Source organism: Micrococcales bacterium, assembly GCA_016703125.1.
GTDB lineage: Bacteria > Actinomycetota > Actinomycetes > S36-B12 > UBA10799 > JADKAV01.
The window spans coordinates 47,203-69,580 of record JADJCR010000011.1 but is presented as its reverse complement, the minus strand read 5'-3'; the positions used below and the strand labels follow the sequence as shown (position 1 = coordinate 69,580).

Here is a 22,378-nt window from a genome sequence, read left to right as displayed (position 1 = left end):
ACCTGTACGTCAGCCTAGGGGGTCGGGTGCCGATGGCGCATCCGTCGTACAGTGGCTGCCATGTTCGGACTGGGCAAGAAGGCTGCCGACACCGAGGAGCACGCCGACTCCGCACAGCCCGCGGCAGCGCACTCGGATGCCGGCAAGGGACGCCCGACGCCCACGCGCAGGGAGGCCGAAGCCGCCCGCCGCGCTGCTCTCAAAGGACCGTCGGACCCCAAGGCCCGCCGCAAGCTCGAGCGTGAGCAGTCGCGCCAGGCGCGCGTCGCAGCCAGGGAGGCGCTCGTGGCCGGCGACGAACGCGCACTGCCCCCCCGCGACGCCGGGCCTGTCCGGCGGGCGGTGCGTGACTACGTCGACGGCCGGCGCACACTCGCGGAGTACTTCATCCCGGTGGCTGTGGTGGTCCTCGTGGTCGGGCTGTTCCGCAACCCCCAGATCCAGGTGATCGTTTCCTTCATCTGGTTCCTCATGCTGTTGCTGCTCGTCGTGGACATGACGATCGTCGTGATGCGCCTGAACTCCATGCTCAAGAGGGAGTTCCCGGACCCGGCCGAACGAAAGGGCGCGCTGTTCTACGGGGCAATGCGGGCCCTGCAGATCCGGCGACTGCGGCTGCCGCCTCCCAAGGTGAAAGCGGGCGGTAGGCCAGTGGAGCCGAAGAAGAAGTAGCCCGGCCGGGATGAGACCGCCCGGCGGGGAACGTATCCGGCACGGAAGAGGTGACGATGCAGCATCGATATCTGGGCGACAGCGGTCTGATGATCAGCGAGATGGCCCTCGGCAACTGGATAACGCACGCGGGCCAGATCGAGGAGGAGGCTGCGCTGGGGTGCGTCACCGCCGCGCTGGACGCCGGCATCACCACCTTCGACACCGCCGACATCTACGCGGGGACGCGCGCCGAGGCCGTTCTCGGTCGCGCGCTCAAGGGCCAGCGCCGGGAGGGCCTGGAGATCCTCACCAAGGTGTACTGGCCCACCGGACCGGGCAGGAACGACCGCGGTCTGTCGCGCAAGCACATCACCGAGGCGTGCAACGCCTCCCTGCGCCGCCTCGGCGTCGACTACGTCGACCTGTACCAGGCCCACCGCTTCGACTACGAAACCCCGCTCGAGGAAACGCTGCGGGCGTTCGACGACCTCGTGCGCGCCGGCAAGGTCCTCTACGTAGGGGTTTCGGAGTGGCGCGCCGAGGAGATCGAGGCGGCCGTGGAGGTCGCCGAGAAGATGGGCTTCGACCGGATCATCTCCAACCAGCCGCAGTACAGCATGCTGTACCGCGTCATTGAGGAGCGCGTGCTCCCCACCTGCGACACCTACGGCATCGGGCAGATCGTGTGGTCACCGATGGCCCAGGGGCGTGCTCAGCGGCAAGTACCTTCCGGGTCAACCCCCGCCGGAGGGCTCACGCGCCACGGATCCGCAGGGCTCCAACTTCATCAAGCGGCTCATGGGTGACGAGATCCTCATGGCGGTGCAACGGCTGCGGCCGATCGCCTCCGACCACGGATTGACCATGGCACAGCTTGCCCTGGCGTGGGTGCTGCAGAACCACTCGGTGAGTGCGGCCATCATCGGGGCGACCCGGCCCGAGCAGGTGGCCGACAACGTGAAGGCCAGCGGCGTGGTCCTCGACGAGGACACCATGCGCGCCATCGACGAGGCACTCGGCGACGTTGTCTTCCGGGACCCCGGACTCACCCGTTCCCCGGAGACACGGCCATGAGCTACCACTGGCGCTACAGCACAGGCGCGGTGTCTGCGTCGTTCCCGACGCAGGCAGATGCGGAGTCCTGGGTCGGCGAGCAGTGGCAGGACCTGCTGGCTCAGGGGGTGGAGGACGTGACGCTCTACGAGGAGCAGCGGGCGGTGTACGGCCCCATGAGCCTGCGCCCCGGCCACTGACCCGTTGGTGGGACCATGGAGGCATGGGGATCACCAGTAGCGCAGTGAGCAAGGCTCAGGCCGCAGTCTCCAAGACACAGGCAGAGGTCGACGACCTGGAGGCCAAACTCGCCAGTGCGCAGACGAAACTGAAGATGCTGCAGACCGGCGACAAGGCGGTGGACAAGATCACGTCGCCGTTCGCCGAACAGGCCGCTTTCGTCCGGCAGAAGTCCGACGCGGCGGTGTCGGCGGCGCAGGCCGAGGTGGACGAGATCGCCGCGGATCTCGAGGCGGCCAAGACGAAGCAAGCGATGGCGATGAGCGCCCTACGCGCGTTGCGGAGCGTCACCGACGAGTAGGGACACCGTTCTCCCGTCGACGACACCCAGGGTGAGGGCTCCCAGCGTCGCCCGGCATGGTTCACTGGCGGTGGGGCACCCGCCCCGCGTTACCACCTGAAACCAGGGGAAGTCCGGTGAGAATCCGGCGCTGTCCCGCAACCGTGTTCCCTCCTCGCGGAGGGAGAGTCGGAGCACCTGGCAAGTGGAAACGGCCCGATATCTGTCGAGGTTACGGACGGCCGGTGTGCGATCACACGTGCATTGGTCCGTGCGGACCGCTTGAACGAAGGAGTACGTGTGATCCGCAAATCCCTGATCGTCAGTGCCACGGCCGGAGCCGTCCTGCTGTCGGCCAGCCCGGCTCTCGCCGACGACGCCGGGCTGTACGGCACCGGGGACCCCACCTACGACGGTGTGTACCGGCAGTCGCTGTCGATCCTCGCGCTGCAGGGGACCGGGCGCGACGTCCCGAAACCGGCGCTGCGCTGGCTGAAGCGGCAGCAGTGCGCAGACGGCGGGTTCACTGCCTACCGGTCTGACACCCGGACCGCCTGCCCGGCGCCCGACCCCGTCACCTTCGCCGGCCAGGACAGCAATTCCACGGCCCTGGCCGTGGCGGCCCTGTGGCACAGCGGAGCCAAGAAGAAGGCGCGCAAAGCGGCCTCCTGGCTGGTCGCGCGGGTCAACCCCGATGGCGGATGGGCATACTACCCGGCGCAGGCAGCGACCTCCGAGACGAACTCGACTGCGGTGGTTCTGGCCGCGCTGCGGTTGACGGGCAAGAAGCCGTCCGGCAAATATCTGCCGGCCGTGCAGGTGCCCTGCCCCACCAGCGGCGAGGTCCCCGGCGGACTTCGCTACGACAGCAGTTCCACGGACGTCAACGACAACGCCACGGCGCAGGCCGCCTGGGTGCTCGGCGGGGGTCTGCGACTTCCGACCGCACAACCGCTGGTCCGCAAGGCGCCGCGCAGCACGTGCAAGGACGTCACCTCGAAGGCCAGCCCCAAGCGGGTGGCGAGGGCGGCACGCGGCTACCTGAGCGATCGCCTCGAGTCCGTCGGCGGCGCCCTGCCGTACGGGGGCGGCTACCCTGGCACCGACCACGTGGGCAGCGCCCAGGCCGCGCTCGCCCTGGCTCAGGCCGGAAACAGCCGCAAGGCCGTGAGAGTGACGGTGAAGTCGCTGCAGAAGGACGCGCAGACCTGGATCACCGCCAGCGGCGACGACAGCCCCGGCGCACTTGCCATGCTGATCCTGGTGGCCGATGCCACCGGCAAGAGCCCGAAGGACTTCGCGGGAATGAACCTGGTGGCTCGTCTGGCGAAGACGCGCCAGTAGTCATGCAACGTCTGGCGTCCGGCATCTGCGCCCTGGCTGTGGTGGCCTTGGCGCAGATGCCGCTGCCCGCGCACGCCGACACGTATCGGTACTGGTCCTACTGGACAGGCGGGGAGCAGTGGTCGTACTCCGCGCAGGGTCCCGGGTTCCGGGTGCCCGCCGACGGCGGGGTCGAGGGCTGGCGATTCGTCGTATCGCCGAAGGACGGTTCTCAGGCCACCGCGCCCGGCACCGCGAGTGGTTACGACCAGTTGTGCCCGGGCCAGCCCGCAGCCCCGACCGGTCAGAAGCGACTGGCGGTCGTGCTGGACTACGGACCCGCCGGCATCGCGCCGGTGGGACAGCAGCCCCCCGCACGCGCCGTGTCGTGCGTGATCGTGCCCGCGACGGACAACGGCCTGCAGGTCCTGCAGCGCGTGGTCACATTGCGCTTCCACAGCAGCGGGCTGATCTGCGGGATCAACGGCTTCCCCGCTACGGAATGTCCCGGCCAGACTGCAGCGCGCCCTACCGCTTCGCCCACTGTCACCACCCCCACTCCACGCCGGGAGGTCGCGCCCGAACCGGCCGAGGTCGTGCCGCCGGTGACAGCAGCGCCGGGTCGTGACGATGCACCCACACCGACTCCGACCCCGTCGGAGAAACCGGCGGCCTCGTCCGGCGTTCCGAGTCCGGTGGCCCTGGAAATGCCGGATGCCCCGGAGCCCAGCACGACCAGCTCCCCCCCGGCCTGGGTCGCCGCGATCGGGGTCACCATGATCGCCGCTCTGCTGGGCCTGGCGATCCTCGTGCGCAGGGGCCGGGGATGAACCACCGCTGGCTGCACCCGGGCGCCTGGTGGCTGTGGGCACTGGGGCTCGGCGCGGCTGCCACCCGCACCGCCAATCCGCTGTTGCTCGGGCTGATCATCGCCGTGGTCACGCTGGTCGTCAGCGCCAGACGCCCGCAAGCACAGTGGGCCGGCGCTTTCACGGTGTTCGTGCGCCTGGCCATGCTGGTGGTGATGATCCGCGTCGGCTTCGCCATCCTCTTCGGCGTCCGGGTCGGCGTCCGGTACCTCTTCTCCGTGCCGTCCGTGACCCTGCCGGAATGGATGGCCGGGGTGACCCTCGGTGGCCCGGTGACCTTGGAGATGCTCGTCATCGCCCTGATTCAGGGCTCCCAACTGGCCACCCTGTTGATCTGCGTCGGCGCGGCCAACTCCCTGGCCAGCCCGGTGCGACTGCTCAAGGCACTGCCCCCGGCGCTGTACCACGTGGGGGTGGCCGCCGTCGTGGCCCTGTCGCTTGCCCCTCGCATCATGATCAACGTGCGCCGCGTCATGCAGGCGCGCCGGTTGCGCGGGCGCCCGACACACGGCCTGCGCGCCGCTGCTGAGGCGGCGGTGCCGGTCCTGGAGTCGTCCCTGGACGACGCCATCAACCTGGCCGCCGCGATGGACACCCGCGGCTACGGCCGGACCACCTCGGCGACCAGCACACAGCGGGCCGTGCAGGCGGGCCTGGTGCTCGTGGGCCTGGTCGGGATCGCGCTGGGGCTGTTCGCCGTTCTCGGTGCGGCCGGGTGGGGCTGGCTGTTGCTCCTCCTCGGGCTGGGGATGGCTGTGGGCGGGATCCTGCTGGCCGGGCACCGCGTCGCCCGCACCCGGTACCGGCCCGATCCGTGGCGGTGGCCCGAGACCCTGACAGCGACCACCGGGATACTCGCGGCACTCGCTGCCGTCAATGCGGCCGGAAACACCATCGCGATCCCGCTGGCATGGCCCACCCTGCCGCCGCTCATCACGGCGGCCATTGTGCTGGCCGCACTCCCGGCGCTACTGACGCCCCCACCGCCGCTGGCCTGGAGGACGGCATGATCCGTTTCGAGCACGTCACCTTCCAGCATGCGGAAGGCAAGCAGCCGGTGCTGCGCGACGTCGACCTGCTGATCCCGGAGGGCGATCTCGCACTGGTCATCGGACGCACCGGCTCGGGCAAGTCCACGTTGCTGAACATGATCAACGGCCTGGTCCCCCATTTCACCGGTGGCACGTTGACCGGGCGGGTGAGCGTCAACGGGCTGGACACCCGCACCCACGCTCCCCGGGATCTCGCCGGAGTGGTGGGGACCGTGGGCCAGAACCCGCGCGCGGGCTTCACCACGGACACGGTGGAGGATGAGCTGGCCTACACGATGGAGGCCCTGGGCTTCGCACCCGACGTGATGCGCCGGCGCGTGGAGGAGACCCTCGACCTCCTGGGGCTGGTGCCGTTGCGCCAGCGCAGTCTCGACAGCCTGTCCGGCGGGGAGCAGCAGCGGGTGGCCATCGGGGCAGCACTCACCGCGGGGCCCGCGGTGCTCGTGCTGGACGAGCCCACCAGCGCGCTGGACCCGGCCGCTGCCGAGGAGGTGCTGGCAGCCATCGCCCGTCTCGTGCACGATCTGGCCGTCACCGTGGTCATGGCCGAGCACCGGCTCGAGCGCGTGGTCGAATTCGCCGACCACATCATCGGCATCGAGGACGGGACGGCTGCCATGCAGGAACCGGCCGCGGCGATGGCCGGCCACGGACTGCAGCCGCCCGTGGTAAGGCTCGGACATGCCTTGGGCTGGCACCCACTGCCGCTGTCCGTGCGCTCGGCGCGGCGCCGGGCCTACGAACTGCGCACGGCCGCGTTCACCCCACCACCGCGGCGACTCGGCGACCGGGAGGTGGCCGCGGTGAGCCACGCAAATGTGGCCTATGGGCCGGCCAACGCGCTCAGAGACGTGCAGGTCTGTCTGCGGTCCGGACAGATCACCGCACTGATGGGCCGCAACGGCGCGGGCAAGTCCACGCTGATCAATGTGCTGGCCGGTTCGATGGTCCCCGATCGCGGGCGCGTCCGCGTCGGTGCCGACGACCCCGCGGCCCTGCGGGGCCGGGACCTGCTCCAGCACATCGCCTACGTCCCGCAGGACCCGACCGACCTGTTCTACACCGACTCCGTGCACCGAGAATGTGAGGCTGCCGACCGGGACACCGGCCAGGCCCCGGGATCCGCGCTGGCACGCCTCCGGGAACTGCTGGACACCGTGGATCCGGACACCCACCCCCGGGACCTGTCCGCAGGCCAGCAACTGGCCCTGGCCCTGGCCATCCAATTGGCAACGGTCCCCGAGATCGTCCTGCTCGACGAACCGACCCGTGGCCTGGACTACCCCGGCAAGGTCGCGTTCGGCCGTTGGCTCAACACCCTGGCCGACGCCGGCTGCAGCATCCTGGTCGCCACCCATGACGTCGAGCTGGTGGCGGTCATCGGGGACCGCGTGATCGTGCTCGCCGAGGGCGAGGTGGTGACCGACGCAGATGTACGCACCGCACTCACCTCTTCGCCGGCATTCGCCCCGCAGGTACAGAAGGTGCTTGCGCCCCTGCCGGTCCTGACCGTGGAGGAGGCCTGCGCCTTGTGAGCCAGGTCCACGCCGTGCCGTTGCGCCCCCGCACGACTGCTGCCCTGCTGGCAGTGAGCGCGGTCGGGGTCATCGCCTTCTTCTGGCCGTTCCTGGTCGCGCCCAGCAGTCTGGCGGCCGATCACGCCAGCGACGCACCCTGGTTCTTCGCGCTGTTGCTGCCACTGGTGGTGGGGGTGCTGCTGGCGGAGATCAGCGATGGTGGGCTCGACGCGAAGGGCGTGGCGATGCTGGCCGTGCTCGCCGCGGTGGCCACCGCCGTCCGGCCGCTGGGCGCCGGCGTCGCCGGGCTGGAACCGATGTTCGTCATCCTGCTGCTCGGCGGCCGGGCACTCGGCCCCGCGTTCGGATTCGCCTTGGGCAGCCTGGCGATGTTCACCTCCGCTCTGCTCACGGCCGGGGTCGGTCCGTGGCTGCCGTTCCAGATGGTCGCTGCCGGGTGGTTCGCCATGGCTGCGGGACTGCTCCCCCAGATCCGCGGCAGGGCCGAGATCGCGATGCTCATGGCTTATGGGGCGATCGGCAGCCTGGGCTACGGGTTATTGATGAATCTGTCGTTCTGGCCGTGGGCGCTCGGTGATGGCAGCCAGTTGACCTTCGTCCCGGGGGCCCCGCTGTCCGAGAACCTGGGCCGCTGGCTGGCGTTCACGGCGGCTACGTCACTGGGCTGGGACATCCCCCGCGCGGTGCTCACCAGCGTGCTGACCCTGCTGGCCGGTCCCGTCCTGCTGCGCTCCGTGCGACGGGCCACCCGCCGCGCCGCGTTCGACGTGCCGGTGCGGTTCGAGCCTGCGCTCACGGGGACCGAACCGGGATCCCACTGAGGGCGATCCCACCAGCGCGGGGCACGACGCCGGCCAGGTTCGAGTGCAGAGCGAAGCGGGACACGCTCGCGTGCCCCGCGATGGCCCCTGAGGATCTGTCCCTGGCAGCAGACATGTGGGGGGCTCAACGCAGCACATGGTCACCGTGAGGTTGGAGGACAGGCACGAGGTTGGAGAACCCACGCGTGGGTTCTCCAACGCCGTGAGCGAACTCCAACCTCGCGGCCCCGCGTGCAGAACGCCGGCCGCGAGGGCTGCCTCAGAACCGGTTGGCCGAGGCGATCAGGCGGCGCACCACCAGGCCGACGGTCTCCGGTCGCAGGCCCATCCCCAAGTGCGAGCCACTGACCTCGATGTTCTCCGCACCGGGAACCACGCACGCCCGCCAGTCGACGATCCCGTCCGAGGTCGTGTAGTAACTGATCAACTCCACATCTTCCGGGAACGGCCGGTGGACCGCCTGCATGTACGGGCAGGTGCATTGCGCAGTCACGCACTTGCGGGCGCGCAACTCCGGATCCCGCTGGTGGACGACCCTGAGGGCCCCCACCATCGGCTGGGGGATCTCGTAGAAGGCGAATTCGTCGTTCAGGGGGGCGCCGAGACTGACCGCTGTGCTGACGAGCTCCGGGTGCCGCGCGCCCAGTCCGCGGGCGAGCATCCCACCTCGGCTGTGGCCCACCACCATCAAGCGCTGACCGTGGTCGGCGTCGACCGCGCGCCGTGCCACCTCGGCCAGCCGGTCGACCGCACGGTCCGAACAGCGGACGTTGGCCAGGATGTGCGAGCGGACCACCCGGAAGCCTGCGCGCCTGAGTGCGAGCTGCATGGGTGCGGTGGCCGCGTCCCCGAAACCGAAGCCCGGGACGACCAGGACCTGGCGGTCGATGGTGGTGGTCGGACCGCCGCTGTGCGGAAGGTGCTTCTCGAAGTCCAGCACCTCACCGGCGAACCGGCTCTCCGATGCGATGCGGGCCACCCAGCCAGGCACGGACTTCCATCGGGCCGGCAGTCCACGAGGCGCCCAGTGGAGCTGCGGGAGATGGGTGTCACGCCAGTCGTCCACCACGCGTTCCTCCTACTTGCCGTCGCCACCACCGTCGCGATGCACACTACATATATGGCCAGTACGGTGACACAGCGCACGGATGCCGCCAGGGCCGCGGTGGCCAGTATGCGGGTCCGGCAGCCCGACGTCCCGCGCCCCCCGGGCCCGAACGCGCTCGCAGCGGCGCTGACGATGGTCAGCGGCCACCGATCCCCCCACGAGTTCTTCGCCGCGCTCGCGGCCCGTCACCAGCCCCTCGTCTACGTACCCCTCGGCGGCGAGAACGTGTACGTGCTGTTCTCCCCCGAGGCCATCTGGGACGTGTTCGTCACCAACGGTCGCCACACGCGCAAGAGCCTGGGCCTGCAGATGACACGGCCCTTGCTCGGCGAGGGCTTGCTCACGGCCGACGGCGCCACCCACCTGCGCCATCGCCGCGCGATCCAGCCCCTGTTCCACAACCGGCGCATCGAGGGTTACGTCGAGGACATGGTGGCGGCGGCCCAGGTCACCGATGGGCAGTGGTCCGACGGCCACCGCATCGACCTCGCCGAGACCATGTCGGAACTCACCCTCGATGTCATCGGGCGGACGATCTTCGGGGTGGAGCTGCGGGGTGAGGCCCCTGAGGTCGCAGCCGCCCTCGAAACCGTGCTCTCCGGATTCGCCCGCGGCATCGGACCCTGGAGTTCCCCGCTGTCAAGGGTGCCCACCGCCCGGCGTCGCCGGGAGATCCAGGCCATCGAGGACCTCGACGCCATCGTCGACGACATGATCACCCGGCGCCGGTTCGAGACCGCCCAGGGTCGCGCCGGCACCGATCTGCTGACCCTGCTGCTGGATGCGACCGACGAGGACGGGAAGCCGGCCTTCACGTCCGAGGAGGTCCGCGACGAGGCCATGACGCTCGTGCTGGCCGGCCACGAGACCACTGCGCTGGCCCTGACGTGGTCCTGGAACCTGCTGTCGCACAACCCCGAGGTGCGCGCTTGGCTGGAGGATGAACTCGACGCGTTGCCGGACCGCCCCCTCGTCGCCGGCGACCTGCCCACTCTGCCGCGCACCTACGCCGTGGTGGCCGAGTCGATGCGCCTGCACCCACCGGCGTGGATCCTGGGCCGCTGGCTGGACACCGACCTGCGCGTGGCCGGATGGGACCTCCCCCGCGGCAGTGTCGTCCTGGCCTCGCAGTTCGCGCTGCACCGTGACCCGAGGTTCTGGGCCGGGGCCGGCCGGTTCCACCCGGAGCGCTGGTTGGATGCGCAGGGCCGCTTCGACGAACGGGCTCCACGTGTGCCCCGCGGGGTGTGGTTCCCCTTCGGATTCGCCACCCGCCGCTGCATCGGAGAGCACTTCGCGTGGACCGAGGCGGTGACGCTGCTGGCGACACTGGCACGCCGGTGGCACCTGGACGTCGGCTCCGAACCCGAGCCGCCGATGATGTCAGCCATCACATTGCGACCGGCCGTGCCGCTGCCCACCACCGTGCGCGCCCGGCCGTGAACCCCCAAGTCGCCTGGTGGCGCGAAGTCGGTGCCGGCCCCACGCCGCAGAATCCCCTACTGGTCGTCGCGGTGCACGACGACCCTTCGGCGGTCTCGGCGCTGTCGCCCGACCACGGCGCCACCTGGCCGCGGCGCGAAACGCCCACGTCGAGGGTCGCCGCCCACCTCGACGTGCCTGTGTTCGTCGCCGGGGCCGGGGACCTTCCCGAGGGGCACGACCTGCTCCTGCTGGCCTCGGCCGGGCGCGGGATGACCACCCTGGCCGCCAGCGTCGCCGTCACCCACTTCGCCGCCGAACCCCAACTCGTGGTCGGGTACGGCAGCGGCATCGACGACCAGCAGTGGATGGACAAGGTCCAGGACGTTCGCACCCGCACCGACGCACAATTGCCCGAGCCCATCGCACAGTTGGTGCAGGTCCTTCAGGAGGCCGACGTCCCCGTCCTCCTCGACGGCGTGGTCAGCGCCGCCGCGGCCGCAATCGCCGGGCAACTACCACCGGTGCAAGCGCCTGTGTGCGGCGACGAACCGGTGCAGCGGTTCTTCCTCGACCGGTGCGAGGCCGGCGTGTGGGGCACGAGCGGAATCGGCCCGGGCGAGGGCCTCGGTGCGCTCAGCGGTCTGGCGACACTGCGCCTGGCCCTGCTGGCCGCGTCGTGATCAGCGCACCCGCGCCGGCACGAACGGCAACCTGACGACATCGGCGGGGACGGCGCGCCCCCGCACCATGATGTCCACGCTGTCCCCGGTGGCGACCTCGCGGGCGACACGGGCCAGGGCGATACCGGTCTTCAGTGTCGGCGAGAAGGTGCCGCTGGTCGTCACGCCGACCTCCTTGCCGCCTGCCATCACCGCCATGTCGGCACGCGGAACGCCGCGACCAGTCACCCGCAGCCCAACGATCTTGCGGGCGGGCTCGGTGTCCACGAACGGCTGCCGACCGACGAATTCGCCTTTGTCCGTGACCACCGCCCAGGCCACCGAGGACCACCGCGCGGGGACATCGGGTCGCAGTTCGTGGCCGTGTAACGGATAGCCCATCTCAGTCCGCAACGTGTCGCGTGCGCCGAGGCCGCAGGCCGTGGCGCCCGCGGCGACCACCTCGTCCCACACCACTGCCGCCGAGCCAGCGGGTGCCAGGATCTCGACCCCCCGTTCGCCGGTGTAACCAGTGCGGCAAACGGTGCACGCCACGCCGGCCACGATTGCCGTGCCGAAGGACATGTAGTCCAGTTCCGGGATTCCGGACCGGGCGACCCAGTCGTCCGATCCAGGGCCCTGCACCGCGATGATCGCGATCTCACGGGTCACGTCAGCGACCTCGAGGCCCCCGGCCGCCACGCGCTCGGCCACCTCGACGCAATTGGCCGCATTGGGGATGAGCAGGAACTCAGCGGCGCCGACACGGTAGGCGATGAGGTCGTCGACCACGCCCCCGGCCTCGTTCAGGCACAACGTGTCCTGCGCCTGCCCGGACTCGAGACGGTCGAGGTCGTTGGTGAGCACGGTGTTGAGTGCCTGGACCGGGCCCCGCACGGTCAGTGTCCCCAGGTGGGACACGTCGAAGACCCCCAGCGCGTCGCGCACCGCTGTGTGCTCGGCGATCACACCGGTGTACTCCAACGGCATCGACCATCCCGCGAAGTCCGCGAACTTGGCGCCGGCAGGGACATGGACCTCGTGCAGCGGGGAAAGGACAGGTGCGTGGCTGGACATTGCCCCACGGTATCCGCTGACGTCGCGACATAGGGTTGGCTGCAGGAGCTAGGAGGTTCTCGCGTGACGACATTGCGCATCAGCGACGGCGATGTGACATCTGCCCGTGCCCAGGTGGTTGTGGTGGGGGTGACCAAGGACGACGCCCTCAAGATCGTCAGCGGCTCGCTGCCCACCGCCGTGCGCCGCACAATCGCGCGCGACCTCGAGCGGATCGGCTGCACCGCGGAGCGCGGTCAGACGTGGCGGATACCGGCCCCGGGGCCGCTGGTGGCGGACTCGGTGATCGCTGTCGGGGTGCCCGGGAAACCCGACGCCGTCGCCGTGCGAGAAGCGGCGGGGGCGGCGGTGCGTGCCGCCGGCGCTGTCAAGAGCGTGGTCGTCGCCCTGCCCACCGGATCGCAGTCGCTGCTCGCCGCGGCCTGTGAGGGGGCGCTGCTCGGCGCCCATGTCCCGCTGAAGATCACCGGGTCCCCCGCCACCGATCCCGTCGGCGCGATCACTGTCGCCACCACGGCCCCGCGTGCCGCGCGGTCTGCGGTGAAGCGCAAATCGGTGGCCGACGTGAAGGCGGCCGGACTCGCACGCGATCTGGTCAACGAACCGCCCGTGCGCTTGACCCCGGCTGCGTTCGCCGCCACCGCCAAGAAGCAGTGCAAGGGCCTGCCGGTCAAGGTGAGCGTGTGGGAACCCGAACGGCTGCTGCGGGAGTCCATGGGCGGCATCATGGGCGTCGGGCAGGGATCGGCCAATCCCCCGCGCCTGGTCCACCTGGAGTACGCGCCGAAAGACGCCAAACGCCACCTTGCGTTCGTGGGCAAGGGCATCACGTTCGACTCCGGCGGTCTGTCACTGAAGCCCCCGAAGTCGATGGAGACCATGAAGTGCGACATGGCCGGGGCCGCCGCAGTCCTCGCCGCCACCCGCACCATCGCCGAACTCGGCCTGCCCGTGCGGATCAGCGCGTACCTCGCCTGTGCGGAGAACATGCCCAGCGGCACCGCCCAGCGCCCCGGTGATGTCATCACCATGCGCGACGGCACCACGGTGGAGGTCTTGAACACCGACGCGGAGGGGCGCCTGGTGATGGCCGACGCACTCGCGTTGGCAGCCGAACAGCACCCGGACGTACTGCTCGACGTCGCCACGTTGACCGGTGCGCAGATGATCGCACTGGGCACCCATGTCGCCGCCGTGATGTCGAACCGCGACGAACTGGCCGGTCGTGTGCAGGCAGCCGGTGAACAGGTCGGCGAGCGGTTCTGGCCGATGCCCCTGCCCGAGGCGCTGCGCGCCAGCCTGAAGTCCCCGGTGGCCGACATGAAGAACATCGGCGAGCAGTACGGCGGCATGCTGGTCGCGGGGCTGTTCCTGGAGGCGTTCGTCCCCTCCGAGCAGCCCTGGGCCCACCTTGACATCGCCGGTCCGGCGTTCAACGAAGCGACCCCCCACGGGTACACGCCCAAGGGCGGCACCGGGTTCGCGGCCCGCACCCTGATCCAACTCGCCCGCGACGCGGCTCGGTAGGCATCCAGGTAGCCCAGTACCCGCATCTGCTGAGAGGATGCCACTGGTACCGACGTGAGGAGAGATGTGGCCGAGGACCTGTTCGACATCGTGATCCTGGGCGGTGGCAGCGGTGGCTATGCCTGCGCGCTGCGGGCGTCGCAACTGGGCAAGAAGGTCGCCCTCATCGAGGAGGACAAGCTCGGTGGCACCTGCCTGCACCGGGGCTGCATCCCCACCAAGGCCCTCTTGCACGCCGCCGAGGTGGCGGACTCCACCCGCGAGAGTGCTGCCTTCGGGGTGCAGGCGACCCTGCAAGGTATCGACATGCCCAAGGTCAACTCGTACAAGGACGGTGTCGTCAACCGCTTGTACAAGGGCCTGCAAGGTTTGGTGAAGGGCCGGGACATCACCTACGTCACCGGCACCGGGAAACTGGTCGGCAGGGACGCGGTGGAGGTCGCCGGACAGACCTATCGCGGACGCGCGGTGGTCCTGGGGACCGGTTCTTACGCCCGTTCGCTGCCCGGCCTGGAAATCGGCGGTCGCATCATCACCAGCGACCAGGCTCTGCAGATGGACTGGGTTCCCAAGACCGCGATCGTGCTTGGCGGCGGCGTGATCGGCGTTGAGTTCGCCAGCGTCTGGACCTCCTTCGGCACCGAGGTCACCATCGTCGAGGCCCTACCCCATCTGGTGCCGGCTGAGGACGAGGCCTGCTCGAAGGCCCTGGAGCGGGCCTTCCGCAAGCGCAAGATCGCGTTCCACACGGGTGTGAAGTTCACGAGCGCGACCCAGGACGACTCGTCCGTCACGGTCGCGCTGGAGAACGGGACCAGCCTCACCGCCGACGTGCTGCTGGTCGCGGTGGGCCGCGGGCCCCGCACCTCCGGTGTCGGGTACGAGGAGAACGGGGTCACTCTCGACCGGGGTTTCGTGCCGGTGGACGACCACCTACAGACCAACGTGCCCGGCGTCTACGCGGTCGGCGACATCGTCCCTGGCCTGCAGCTGGCGCACCGTGGATTCGCCCAGGGCATCTACCTGGCCGAGCACTTGGCAGGGCGCAATCCTGCACCGATCGACGAGGCCGGCATCCCGCGCGTCACCTACTGCGAGCCCGAAGTCGCCTCCGTCGGTTACACGCAGGCCCAGGCGGCGGAGAAGTTCGGCGAGATCGAGACCTACGAGTACAACCTCGGGGGCAACGGCAAGAGCCAGATCCTGGCCACCCAGGGCTTCATCAAGCTCGTGCGCCAGAAGGACGGCCCGGTGGTCGGCATCCATATGGTCGGCAGCCGGGTCGGCGAACTCATCGGCGAGGGGCAGTTGATCTACAACTGGGAGGCGTACCCCGAGGATGTCGCAGCCCTCGTGCATGCCCACCCCACTCAGAACGAGGCCATGGGCGAGACACACCTCGCGCTGGCCGGCAAACCCCTGCACGCGCACGCCTGATCGCAAGGAGACACTCATGGCGACTTCGGTCACGATGCCCCAACTCGGCGAGTCCGTCACCGAGGGGACCGTCACCCGCTGGCTCAAGCAGGTCGGCGACACCGTCAGTGCCGACGAACCGTTGCTGGAGGTCAGCACGGACAAGGTCGACACGGAGATCCCCTCCCCCGTCTCCGGGGTGCTCACCGAGATCCGGGCACAGGAGGACGAAGTGATCGAGGTGGGCGCGGAGCTCGCCGTCATAGCCGACTCCTCCGAGGCGGCTGCCGCCCCGGCCCCAGCCGAACAGCCCCCCGCTGCCGCGGCGCCGGTTCCCGAGCCCGAACCCGAACCCGAGCCCGAGCCCGAACCCGCTCCGGCAGCTGCTGCCCCTGCAGCCCAGCCGGCCGGCGAGGGAACCACGGTGGCTCTGCCGGCTCTCGGCGAGAGCGTCACCGAGGGCACGGTCACCCGCTGGCTCAAGCAGGTCGGCGACGCCGTCGCCGTCGATGAGCCACTGCTCGAGGTCAGCACGGACAAGGTGGATACCGAGATCCCCGCCCCGATCGCCGGCGTGCTCACCGAGATCCGGGTGAGCGAGGACGAGACCGTGGAGGTAGGTGCGGTCCTCGCCGTCATCGGCGCACCGGGCGCCGCCCCGGCTGCGGCTCTGGCCGCTCCCGCTCCCGCCCAGCCCGCTCCCGCCCCGGTGGCTCCGGCACCTCCGGCAGCGGCTCCAGTCCCCACGGCTCCGGCGGCGGCTCCGGCCGCGACGGCCCCGGGTCAGGACACCGTCTACGTGACCCCCATCGTGCGCAAGCTCGCCAACGAGAAGGGCGTGGATCTGGCCACGGTGAAGGGCACCGGTGTCGGTGGCAGGATCCGCAAGCAGGACGTTCTGGCTGCCGCCGAGGCCAAGACGGCGCCACCGGCCGCAGCGCCCGCCCCCGCTCCGAAACCGCCCACGGCCCCTGCCCCAGCACGGACCGAGATGGCGCACCTGCGCGGCCGCACCGAGCCGATGAGCCGCCTGCGCAAGGTGATCGCCACCCGCATGGTCGAGTCCCTGGCCATGTCAGCCCAGTTGACCACCGTCCTGGAGGTCGATGTCACCCGCATCGCGCAACTTCGGCAGGCAGTGAAGGACGACTTCTTCGCCCGACAAGGCGTGAAGTTGACCTACATGCCGTTCTTCGCGAGAGCCACCTGCGAGGCGCTCCGGCAGTTCCCGCAGCTGAACGCGAGCATGGATCTGGAGGCCGGCACTGTCACCTACCACGACGGCGAGCACCTCGGCGTCGCAGTAGACACCGAGCGCGGACTGCTGGTCCCCGTGATCCGTCACGCCGGGGATCTCAACATCGCGGGTCTGGCCCGCAAGATCGCCGACCTCGCCGAGCGCACACGCACGAACAAGGTCAGCCCCGACGAGTTGTCCGGGGGTACGTTCACGCTGACGAACACCGGCAGTCGCGGCGCGTTGTTCGACACCCCGATCATCAATCAGCCGCAGGTGGGCATCCTGGGCACCGGTGCGGTTGTCAAGCGCCCGGTCGTGGTGACGGACGACGCGGGCAACGAGGCCATCGCCGTGCGATCCATGGTGTACCTGGCCCTGACCTACGATCACCGCCTGGTGGACGGCGCCGACGCTGCCCGCTTCCTGTCGCTGATGAAGGTCCGGCTGGAGGCAGGCGACTTCGAGGCGGACCTGTAACACAGCGGGCCACGGCACCGGCTCACCAGAGCCCGCTGACCCCGCGGAAGATGAGGATCACCCCGACGGCGCCCGCCACTGCCCCCATGACCTGCAACTGGTGACCCATGACCAGTGCGTACAGCCGCTTCATCGCCTGCACGCCCCGGTCGCCGGCCACCCGCACGGCCAACGGCGGCCCGACGACCGGTAGCAGCGCGCAGCCGTACAACAGCGCCACCACCAGCGCCTTGCCCGCCACCGGAACCGCCGAATTCGTGACGTCGTGCAGAGCGGGCAGCAGGATGACCAGGGTCGAGAAGTCCGTGACGCTCATGTAGGCCGCGAGTCCCGCGAACATCCACGGCGACGCATGATCGGCATAACCCTCGACCTTTTTCTCCAGTCGCGCGTCAGCCTCCGGATGCGGGCGCAGCATCCAGATCGCGGCGAGCATCAGGATGAGCCCGCAGCCGAGTTCGATCACGTATTCCCAGCGCGGTTTCGTCCCGGTGCCGGCGCCCGGCAACTGGCTCAACCCGCCCAGCACAAGGGCGAAGACCACGAGGAAGACCGCGCCCGCGCCGACCACCACCGACCGCGCACGGGTCTGCCAGTGCGGGCCTGACACCACGAGAACCTGCAGGGCGAACAGGGTGGGGGTGACGGCAGCAGCCAGGCCCAGTGGCAGTACGGAAGTCAGGAGTTCCCACACGAGCCCCGAGCCTAGTCGGCTTGCGGCGACGGCGACGTCCCCCAAACTGGGAACATGCACATCGGCATAACGGGAGCAACGGGACTTATCGGATCAGCCCTGGCGGGGCACCTTCGGGCAGAGGGTCATCAGGTCGTCACCTTCGTCCGACGTCCCCCCGGGGCCGCCGACGAGATCCGCTGGCAGCCAGGCACTGACCTCGATCCGGACCTGCTCGCCGGGCTGAACGCGATCGTCCACCTCGCCGGCGCCGGTATCGGGGACAGGCGATGGACGGACGCGCACAAGAAGCAGATCCTCGACAGCCGGGTCGACGGTACTGGCACCATCGCTCGCGCCATGGCGAAGGCCGAAGGCGGACCGTCGGTTCTGATCAGCGGATCGGCCATCGGCTACTACGGCGACACCGGTGACCGGCTGACCGATGAGAGCGGCCCCCAGGGCGGCGGCTTCCTGGCGTCGGTGGTGGAGCGCTGGGAGGCCGCGACGCAGCCCGCGATCGATGCCGGCGTACGGGTCGCGTTCGCGCGCACCGGTCTGGTCGTGTCCTCCGACGGCGGCGCGTGGCAGCGACTGTTCCCCATCTTCAAGGCCGGCATCGGCGGGAAGCTCGGATCCGGCCGCCAGTACTGGTCGGCCATCTCCCTCAATGATGAGGTGCGCGCCCTTACGTGGATGCTCAGCAACGATGTTCGCGGGCCGGTGAACCTCGTGGGTCCGGATCCGGTCACCAACGCCGAAGTGACCCGCGTGATGGGAGCGGTGCTCCACCGGCCTGCGGTTGTGCCTGTCCCCGGGTTCGCGCTGAAGGTGGTGCTCGGGGAGTTCGCGGAGGACACCCTGGCCAGCCAAAGGATCGCCCCGGGAGTTCTGAGGGCGCACGGCTTCCAGTGGGAACAGCCCGACATCCGGTCGATGATCGAAGCGGCGCTCGGCTGAACCACAGCCCCAGGCGGGAGCGAAACGTACAGCCGGGAGCGACCCAACCGTGCAGAACCACTCCCCGACAACGGCAACTCTCCCGCCTTCGGCTCAAGCTCCGCGGAAGCATCGCCCCCGCCGTCCGGCCTACGCTGGTGGGGTGCCTCTGCCCTCGATCGACACCGCCGGACCCCAGGTCCGCCGGCTCGGCATGGTCGAGTACCTCGAGGCCTGGGAGTTGCAGCGGGAGATCCACCAGGCCGTCGTGGCCGGAGACATGCCGGGCACCCTGCTCCTGCTCGAGCACGAGGGCGTCTACACCGCCGGCCGCCGCACCCAGCCAGAAGATCTGCCGCTGGATGGCAGCCGGGTCATCGACGTGGACCGGGGTGGCCGGATCACCTGGCACGGCCCCGGCCAACTCGTGGGCTACCCGATCATGCGACTGCCCGAACCGCTCGATGTGGTCAGTTACGTGCGCCGGCTGGAGGAGTTACTCATCACCGTGTGCGCGAGGTACGGGGTGACCGGGGAAAGGGTGCCGGGTCGCAGCGGGGTGTGGGTCGCACACACCCCGGCCCGCAAGATCGCCGCCATCGGGGTCCGGGTGGCTCGCGGGGTGACGATGCACGGCTTCGCACTGAACGTCGATTGCGACCTGGCCGCCTACGACCGGATCGTTCCCTGCGGGATCTCCGACGCGGGGGTGACCTCGCTGCAGCGGGAGACAGGCCACGACGTGAGCATCGAGGAGGTCGCCCACCACATAGCCGGCCTCGCCCCCATGCTGGCCGGGAGCAGAAAGCCGTGAGAGCCACCGGGGTCGCAGTCGCGACCATCGTGTGGATCCTGGGCTGGCTGGTCGCCCCCGCCTCGTGGTGGCTCAACGAGCGGGTCCTGGACGAGGCATGGTTCGAGGCAGCCATGACCCGGGTGCTGCAGATCGAGGACGTCGACCGGGAGATCACCGATCGCGCCACGACACAAGTCCTGGGCTCGGCGCGGGACTTCGTGTCCCGCAACGTTCCGGCACTGGCGGGGCCGGTTGACTCGCTGCTCGACGGTGCCGAGCCGGCGGTCGCAACGGTGGTGGGGTCCGCGGTGGAATCCCAGCCCGGTCAGCGTCTGCTCCTGGAGGCATCCACGCAGGCCCACAACGCCTTCCTTGCCTGGCTGGACGCCGACGCGCTGGGCCGGCCCGGCCTGTCGGCCGATCTGGAATCCGGACGGGCGCACATCGATCTCGACGAACTGCTGGCGGGCAAGACGGCCGGTGTGGGCCCGGTCCAGGTCCCGTTGGACGCACTTGACCTACCCGGCCTCACCGTGCCGGTGCCCCTGCCGCCGGACTGGATGCGGTTGCCGATCAACATCGTGCGCGCCGCCTTCCTCCCGGCAGTGCTCGGCATCGTGGCCGCCGGCGCCGCGCTGCTCGCCCTCGGGCGCCCGCGCCAGCGACCGCTGCTGGTGGCCAGCGGACTGACCGCGCTGACCTGCGGCGTTGCGGCGCTGTTCATCCACGCGTCGTGGACCCTGTCAGGGGCGGACTCCGCCGACTGGACCCTCACCAGGGCCATCGGGGAGCTCATGGTCAGGCCGTGGATCACCGCCTACGTGTGGGTTGTCGTGGCCATGGCGACGATCGCTGTCGGCGCACTGCTGCAGGACCGCTACCACATGGTCGGTCCCCGTGGCCGGGCGTAGGCTGGTGCGCATGGCGACTCCCTCCCCCGACGGGCGCAAACTGCTGCGCCTGGAGGTGCGCAACGCCGAGGTGCCCATCGAGCGCAAACCGCCGTGGATCAAGACCCGTGCCGTGATGGGCCCGCAGTTCCACGAGATCCGGCGTACTGTCGCCGACGAGGGTCTGCACACCGTGTGCCAGGAGGCCGGCTGCCCGAACATCTACGAATGCTGGGAGGATCGCGAGGCCACGTTCCTCATCGGTGGGGACGAATGCACCCGGCGCTGCGACTTCTGCCAGATCGAGACCGGTCGGCCACAGCCGCTGGACCGCGATGAGCCGGCGCGTGTTGCGCAGACGGTGGCAACCATGGGCTTGCGGTACGCCACCGTCACCGGCGTCGCGCGCGACGACCTGCCCGACCAGGGGGCCTGGCTGTACGCACAGACTGTGCGGGAGATCCACACCGGGGTTCCCGGCTGCGGCGTCGAGGTGCTCATCCCCGACTTCTCCGGGGAACCCGACCTGCTGGCCCAGGTGTTTGACGCCTCCCCGGAGGTCCTGGCCCACAACGTCGAGACCGTCCCCCGGCTCATGAAGCGCATCCGCCCGGCCTTCCGCTACGAGCGGTCCCTGGCGGTCCTGACACTGGCGCGCGAGGCCGGGCTGGTGACGAAATCGAATCTCATCCTGGGTCTGGGCGAGACGCTCGAGGAGGTGCGCTCGACCATGCAGGACCTACGCGCTGCGGGCTGCGACCTGCTGACCATCACCCAGTACCTGCGCCCGACACCCCGCCATCACCCGGTCGTGCGGTGGGTCGAGCCGGCGGAGTTCGACGATCTGGCGGTGGTGGCGGAGCAGATCGGTTTCCTGGGCGTCATGAGCGGCCCCCTCGTGCGCTCCAGTTACCGCGCAGGGCGGCTGTACCGGCAGGCGGTCGCCGTCCGCGCCACCACGTAGTCTTGGCCCATGGCACGTAAGGACGGCTCCCCCGGACGTCTGGCGCAGATCCGCCAGACCTATCAGATGACCAAGCAGTCCGATCCCCGGATCGGCTGGATCCTGCTGGGCTGGTTCCTCCTGCCCATCGTCATCGCGGCGGCGATCTGCGCCCTGATCGGTAGTTGGTGGCTCATGCTCGTCGGCGTGAGCACCGGCCTGCTGGCAGCGTCCATCGTGCTCGGTCGCCGCGCGGAGCGCGCCGCGTACAGCCAGATCGAGGGGCAGCCCGGAGCCGCGGCCGCCGTGCTGAACACGCTGGGCAAGGGCTGGTTCGTCACTCCGGCGGTGGCGGTCACGAAGAACCAGGACATCGTCCACCGGGTCATCGGCCGCCCCGGGGTGATCCTCGTGGGTGAGGGCAACGGCTCGCGGGTGAGCAACCTGCTGCGCACCGAGCAGAAGCGCGAGGCCCGGTTCGTGCCGGATATCGGCTTCCACGAGTACGCGATGGGTCGCGAAGAAGGCCAGGTCCCCATCAACCGCCTGGTGAAGACCATCCGCAAACTGCCGAAGACCTTGTCCCCGGGGCAGGTCACCGAAGTCCGCCGCCGACTCGAGGCGCTGAGCAACCAGCCGCTGCCGATGCCGAAGGGCCCCATCCCCAAGTCGACGCGCGCAATGCGACCCCCGCGTCGCTGACCGCTACGCGTCCGGCTGTGGGCGGCCCATCCGCACCGCTACCGAGTTCGCAGCTTTGTCGTGCAGGCCGCGTTGGTCGCGGTCGAACACCAACGGGGGGACCACCAGGCACAGCAGCAGGGTGCGCAGTGCCGCCCGGGCCGGATCGAGCCGGCCCCTTGTGAGGCTGACGACGCGGATGCCCACGATGCGCTGCCCGAAACTCGACCCGGTCAACGCGGTCAACAACGCGACCTCGACGAAGAAGATCACCAGCGGCAGGAACGCCGGCGGCTGGCCGGAACTGACCAGGTTCGCGATGAGTACGCACGCCAACCAGTCGATCGTCAGGGCCAGAAACCGCCGACCGACCCCGGCCACGGCCCCGGGGCCGCTCTCCGGCAGCCCGAGGCGTTGCCCCTTGTACCCGAACTCGAACCCCTGGTCCTCCAGGCTGGCCTTGGGACCCTCCAGCCATCCGGCCAGGTCCCGCCGACTGAACTCCCGGCCGTTGTCACCCACGTGGTCACGGTAACCCGGTCCCGTCGAGTCGGCACAAGGGCGTCGGGGTAGGGATACCCGGGAGTGGAACCGACCGTCTCTGTCGCTCCCCGATGTACGTATCTCCAACGCCTTCCGGGCGACGACCCGCTGGACCGAGGGCGTGAGGGATACGGATACCCGGGAGCGAACAGGA

22 protein-coding genes, 1 pseudogene and 1 riboswitch are annotated in these 22,378 nt (G+C 69.9%); of the genes and pseudogenes, 19 read left to right on the top strand and 4 right to left on the bottom strand.

Features of this window, described 5'->3' with window-relative positions; genetic code table 11:
• Nucleotides 1-60 precede the first annotated feature (60 nt).
• From IPG68_14590 to IPG68_14550, 9 genes and pseudogenes are all read left to right on the top strand, one after another.
• Complete coding sequence (locus IPG68_14590; protein ID MBK6764409.1) at nt 61-672, top strand: DUF3043 domain-containing protein; 612 nt, start codon at nt 61-63, stop codon at nt 670-672.
• A 56-nt stretch (nt 673-728) separates the two neighbouring features.
• A pseudogene (locus tag IPG68_14585) lies at nt 729-1,728 on the top strand (aldo/keto reductase family protein).
• The gene (locus IPG68_14580; GenBank protein MBK6764408.1) at nt 1,725-1,907 is read left to right on the top strand and encodes a hypothetical protein; all 183 of its coding nucleotides are present in this window, start codon (nt 1,725-1,727) and stop codon (nt 1,905-1,907) included. Before IPG68_14585 ends, IPG68_14580 begins: the two are co-directional and overlap by 4 nt.
• Nucleotides 1,908-1,930: 23 nt before the next feature.
• Nucleotides 1,931-2,248, top strand: coding sequence for a hypothetical protein (locus tag IPG68_14575; GenBank protein MBK6764407.1), 318 nt, complete (start codon nt 1,931-1,933; stop codon nt 2,246-2,248).
• A 70-nt stretch (nt 2,249-2,318) separates the two neighbouring features.
• A riboswitch (cobalamin riboswitch) is annotated at nt 2,319-2,448 on the top strand.
• A 79-nt stretch (nt 2,449-2,527) separates the two neighbouring features.
• On the top strand, nt 2,528-3,571 hold the full coding sequence (locus IPG68_14570; GenBank protein ID MBK6764406.1) for a terpene cyclase/mutase family protein: 1,044 nt from the start codon (nt 2,528-2,530) through the stop codon (nt 3,569-3,571).
• A gap of 2 nt (nt 3,572-3,573) precedes the next feature.
• Entirely contained in the window at nt 3,574-4,380 is an 807-nt protein-coding gene (locus IPG68_14565) for a hypothetical protein (GenBank protein MBK6764405.1), read from the top strand.
• Complete coding sequence (locus IPG68_14560) at nt 4,377-5,429, top strand: energy-coupling factor transporter transmembrane protein EcfT (GenBank protein MBK6764404.1); 1,053 nt, start codon at nt 4,377-4,379, stop codon at nt 5,427-5,429. Before IPG68_14565 ends, IPG68_14560 begins: the two co-directional genes overlap by 4 nt.
• Entirely contained in the window at nt 5,426-7,006 is a 1,581-nt protein-coding gene (locus IPG68_14555) for an ATP-binding cassette domain-containing protein (GenBank protein MBK6764403.1), read from the top strand. The genes IPG68_14560 and IPG68_14555 overlap by 4 nt, the downstream gene beginning before the upstream one ends.
• 14 nt (nt 7,007-7,020) lie before the next feature.
• A complete protein-coding gene (locus IPG68_14550; GenBank protein MBK6764402.1) occupies nt 7,021-7,830 on the top strand; it encodes an ECF transporter S component in 810 nt (269 codons plus the stop codon).
• 259 nt (nt 7,831-8,089) lie between these two features.
• Here IPG68_14550 and IPG68_14545 read toward each other — a convergent pair whose 3' ends face one another.
• Nucleotides 8,090-8,809 carry an alpha/beta fold hydrolase gene (locus tag IPG68_14545; GenBank protein ID MBK6764401.1) on the bottom strand — a complete coding sequence of 240 codons (720 nt, stop codon included), beginning with the start codon at nt 8,807-8,809 and terminating at the stop codon, nt 8,090-8,092.
• Between the two features lie 63 nt (nt 8,810-8,872).
• Between IPG68_14545 and IPG68_14540 the strand changes: the two genes are divergently transcribed.
• Complete coding sequence (locus IPG68_14540) at nt 8,873-10,381, top strand: cytochrome P450 (GenBank protein ID MBK6764400.1); 1,509 nt, start codon at nt 8,873-8,875, stop codon at nt 10,379-10,381.
• On the top strand, nt 10,378-11,043 hold the full coding sequence (locus IPG68_14535) for a nicotinate-nucleotide--dimethylbenzimidazole phosphoribosyltransferase (protein ID MBK6764399.1): 666 nt from the start codon (nt 10,378-10,380) through the stop codon (nt 11,041-11,043). The genes IPG68_14540 and IPG68_14535 overlap by 4 nt, the downstream gene beginning before the upstream one ends.
• Here IPG68_14535 and gcvT read toward each other — a convergent pair whose 3' ends face one another.
• Nucleotides 11,044-12,099, bottom strand: coding sequence for a glycine cleavage system aminomethyltransferase GcvT (gcvT, locus tag IPG68_14530; GenBank protein ID MBK6764398.1), 1,056 nt, complete (start codon nt 12,097-12,099; stop codon nt 11,044-11,046).
• 63 nt (nt 12,100-12,162) lie between these two features.
• On the opposite strand from gcvT, the gene IPG68_14525 reads away from it, so the two are divergent.
• Genes IPG68_14525 through sucB form a run of 3 tightly spaced genes read left to right on the top strand, consistent with a single transcriptional unit; the run spans nt 12,163 to nt 16,759 of the window.
• Nucleotides 12,163-13,626: a leucyl aminopeptidase gene (locus IPG68_14525; protein ID MBK6764397.1), complete on the top strand. Its 1,464-nt coding sequence runs from the start codon at nt 12,163-12,165 to the stop codon at nt 13,624-13,626.
• 54 nt (nt 13,627-13,680) lie between these two features.
• The gene (gene lpdA / locus IPG68_14520; protein MBK6764396.1) at nt 13,681-15,063 is read left to right on the top strand and encodes a dihydrolipoyl dehydrogenase; all 1,383 of its coding nucleotides are present in this window, start codon (nt 13,681-13,683) and stop codon (nt 15,061-15,063) included.
• 16 nt (nt 15,064-15,079) lie between these two features.
• Nucleotides 15,080-16,759: a 2-oxoglutarate dehydrogenase, E2 component, dihydrolipoamide succinyltransferase gene (gene sucB, locus IPG68_14515; GenBank protein MBK6764395.1), complete on the top strand. Its 1,680-nt coding sequence runs from the start codon at nt 15,080-15,082 to the stop codon at nt 16,757-16,759.
• A gap of 22 nt (nt 16,760-16,781) precedes the next feature.
• Here the strand turns inward: sucB and IPG68_14510 are convergent, their stop codons facing one another.
• On the bottom strand, nt 16,782-17,453 hold the full coding sequence (locus tag IPG68_14510; GenBank protein ID MBK6764394.1) for a GAP family protein: 672 nt from the start codon (nt 17,451-17,453) through the stop codon (nt 16,782-16,784).
• Between the two features lie 54 nt (nt 17,454-17,507).
• On the opposite strand from IPG68_14510, the gene IPG68_14505 reads away from it, so the two are divergent.
• The 5 genes from IPG68_14505 to IPG68_14485 all read left to right on the top strand — a co-directional run bounded on the left by IPG68_14505 (nt 17,508) and on the right by IPG68_14485 (nt 21,702).
• Nucleotides 17,508-18,392 carry a TIGR01777 family protein gene (locus IPG68_14505; GenBank protein ID MBK6764393.1) on the top strand — a complete coding sequence of 295 codons (885 nt, stop codon included), beginning with the start codon at nt 17,508-17,510 and terminating at the stop codon, nt 18,390-18,392.
• 157 nt (nt 18,393-18,549) lie between these two features.
• Nucleotides 18,550-19,185, top strand: a complete 636-nt coding sequence (gene lipB / locus IPG68_14500) for a lipoyl(octanoyl) transferase LipB (GenBank protein ID MBK6764392.1) — start codon at nt 18,550-18,552, stop codon at nt 19,183-19,185.
• Nucleotides 19,182-20,078, top strand: coding sequence for a hypothetical protein (locus IPG68_14495; protein MBK6764391.1), 897 nt, complete (start codon nt 19,182-19,184; stop codon nt 20,076-20,078). Before lipB ends, IPG68_14495 begins: the two co-directional genes overlap by 4 nt.
• Before the next feature lie 10 nt (nt 20,079-20,088).
• Nucleotides 20,089-21,021, top strand: coding sequence for a lipoyl synthase (gene lipA, locus IPG68_14490; GenBank protein ID MBK6764390.1), 933 nt, complete (start codon nt 20,089-20,091; stop codon nt 21,019-21,021).
• Between the two features lie 9 nt (nt 21,022-21,030).
• A complete protein-coding gene (locus IPG68_14485) occupies nt 21,031-21,702 on the top strand; it encodes a DUF4191 domain-containing protein (protein ID MBK6764389.1) in 672 nt (223 codons plus the stop codon).
• Nucleotides 21,703-21,705: 3 nt separating this feature from the next.
• Here the strand turns inward: IPG68_14485 and IPG68_14480 are convergent, their stop codons facing one another.
• On the bottom strand, nt 21,706-22,167 hold the full coding sequence (locus IPG68_14480) for an RDD family protein (protein MBK6764388.1): 462 nt from the start codon (nt 22,165-22,167) through the stop codon (nt 21,706-21,708).
• Nucleotides 22,168-22,378 lie beyond the last annotated feature (211 nt).

Bases quoted from the DNA above. Each gene is read 5' to 3' on its own strand.
- IPG68_14590 (MBK6764409.1), top strand. From the start codon at position 61: ATGTTCGGACTGGGCAAGAAGGCTGCCGACACCGAGGAGCACGCCGAC.
- IPG68_14580 (MBK6764408.1), top strand. From the start codon at position 1,725: ATGAGCTACCACTGGCGCTACAGCACAGGCGCGGTGTCTGCGTCGTTC.
- IPG68_14575 (MBK6764407.1), top strand. From the start codon at position 1,931: ATGGGGATCACCAGTAGCGCAGTGAGCAAGGCTCAGGCCGCAGTCTCC.
- IPG68_14565 (MBK6764405.1), top strand. From the start codon at position 3,574: ATGCAACGTCTGGCGTCCGGCATCTGCGCCCTGGCTGTGGTGGCCTTG.
- IPG68_14560 (MBK6764404.1), top strand. From the start codon at position 4,377: ATGAACCACCGCTGGCTGCACCCGGGCGCCTGGTGGCTGTGGGCACTG.
- IPG68_14555 (MBK6764403.1), top strand. From the start codon at position 5,426: ATGATCCGTTTCGAGCACGTCACCTTCCAGCATGCGGAAGGCAAGCAG.
- IPG68_14540 (MBK6764400.1), top strand. From the start codon at position 8,873: ATGGGTGTCACGCCAGTCGTCCACCACGCGTTCCTCCTACTTGCCGTC.
- gcvT (MBK6764398.1), bottom strand. From the start codon at position 12,099: ATGTCCAGCCACGCACCTGTCCTTTCCCCGCTGCACGAGGTCCATGTC.
- sucB (MBK6764395.1), top strand. From the start codon at position 15,080: ATGGCGACTTCGGTCACGATGCCCCAACTCGGCGAGTCCGTCACCGAG.
- IPG68_14505 (MBK6764393.1), top strand. From the start codon at position 17,508: ATGCACATCGGCATAACGGGAGCAACGGGACTTATCGGATCAGCCCTG.
- lipA (MBK6764390.1), top strand. From the start codon at position 20,089: ATGGCGACTCCCTCCCCCGACGGGCGCAAACTGCTGCGCCTGGAGGTG.
- IPG68_14485 (MBK6764389.1), top strand. From the start codon at position 21,031: ATGGCACGTAAGGACGGCTCCCCCGGACGTCTGGCGCAGATCCGCCAG.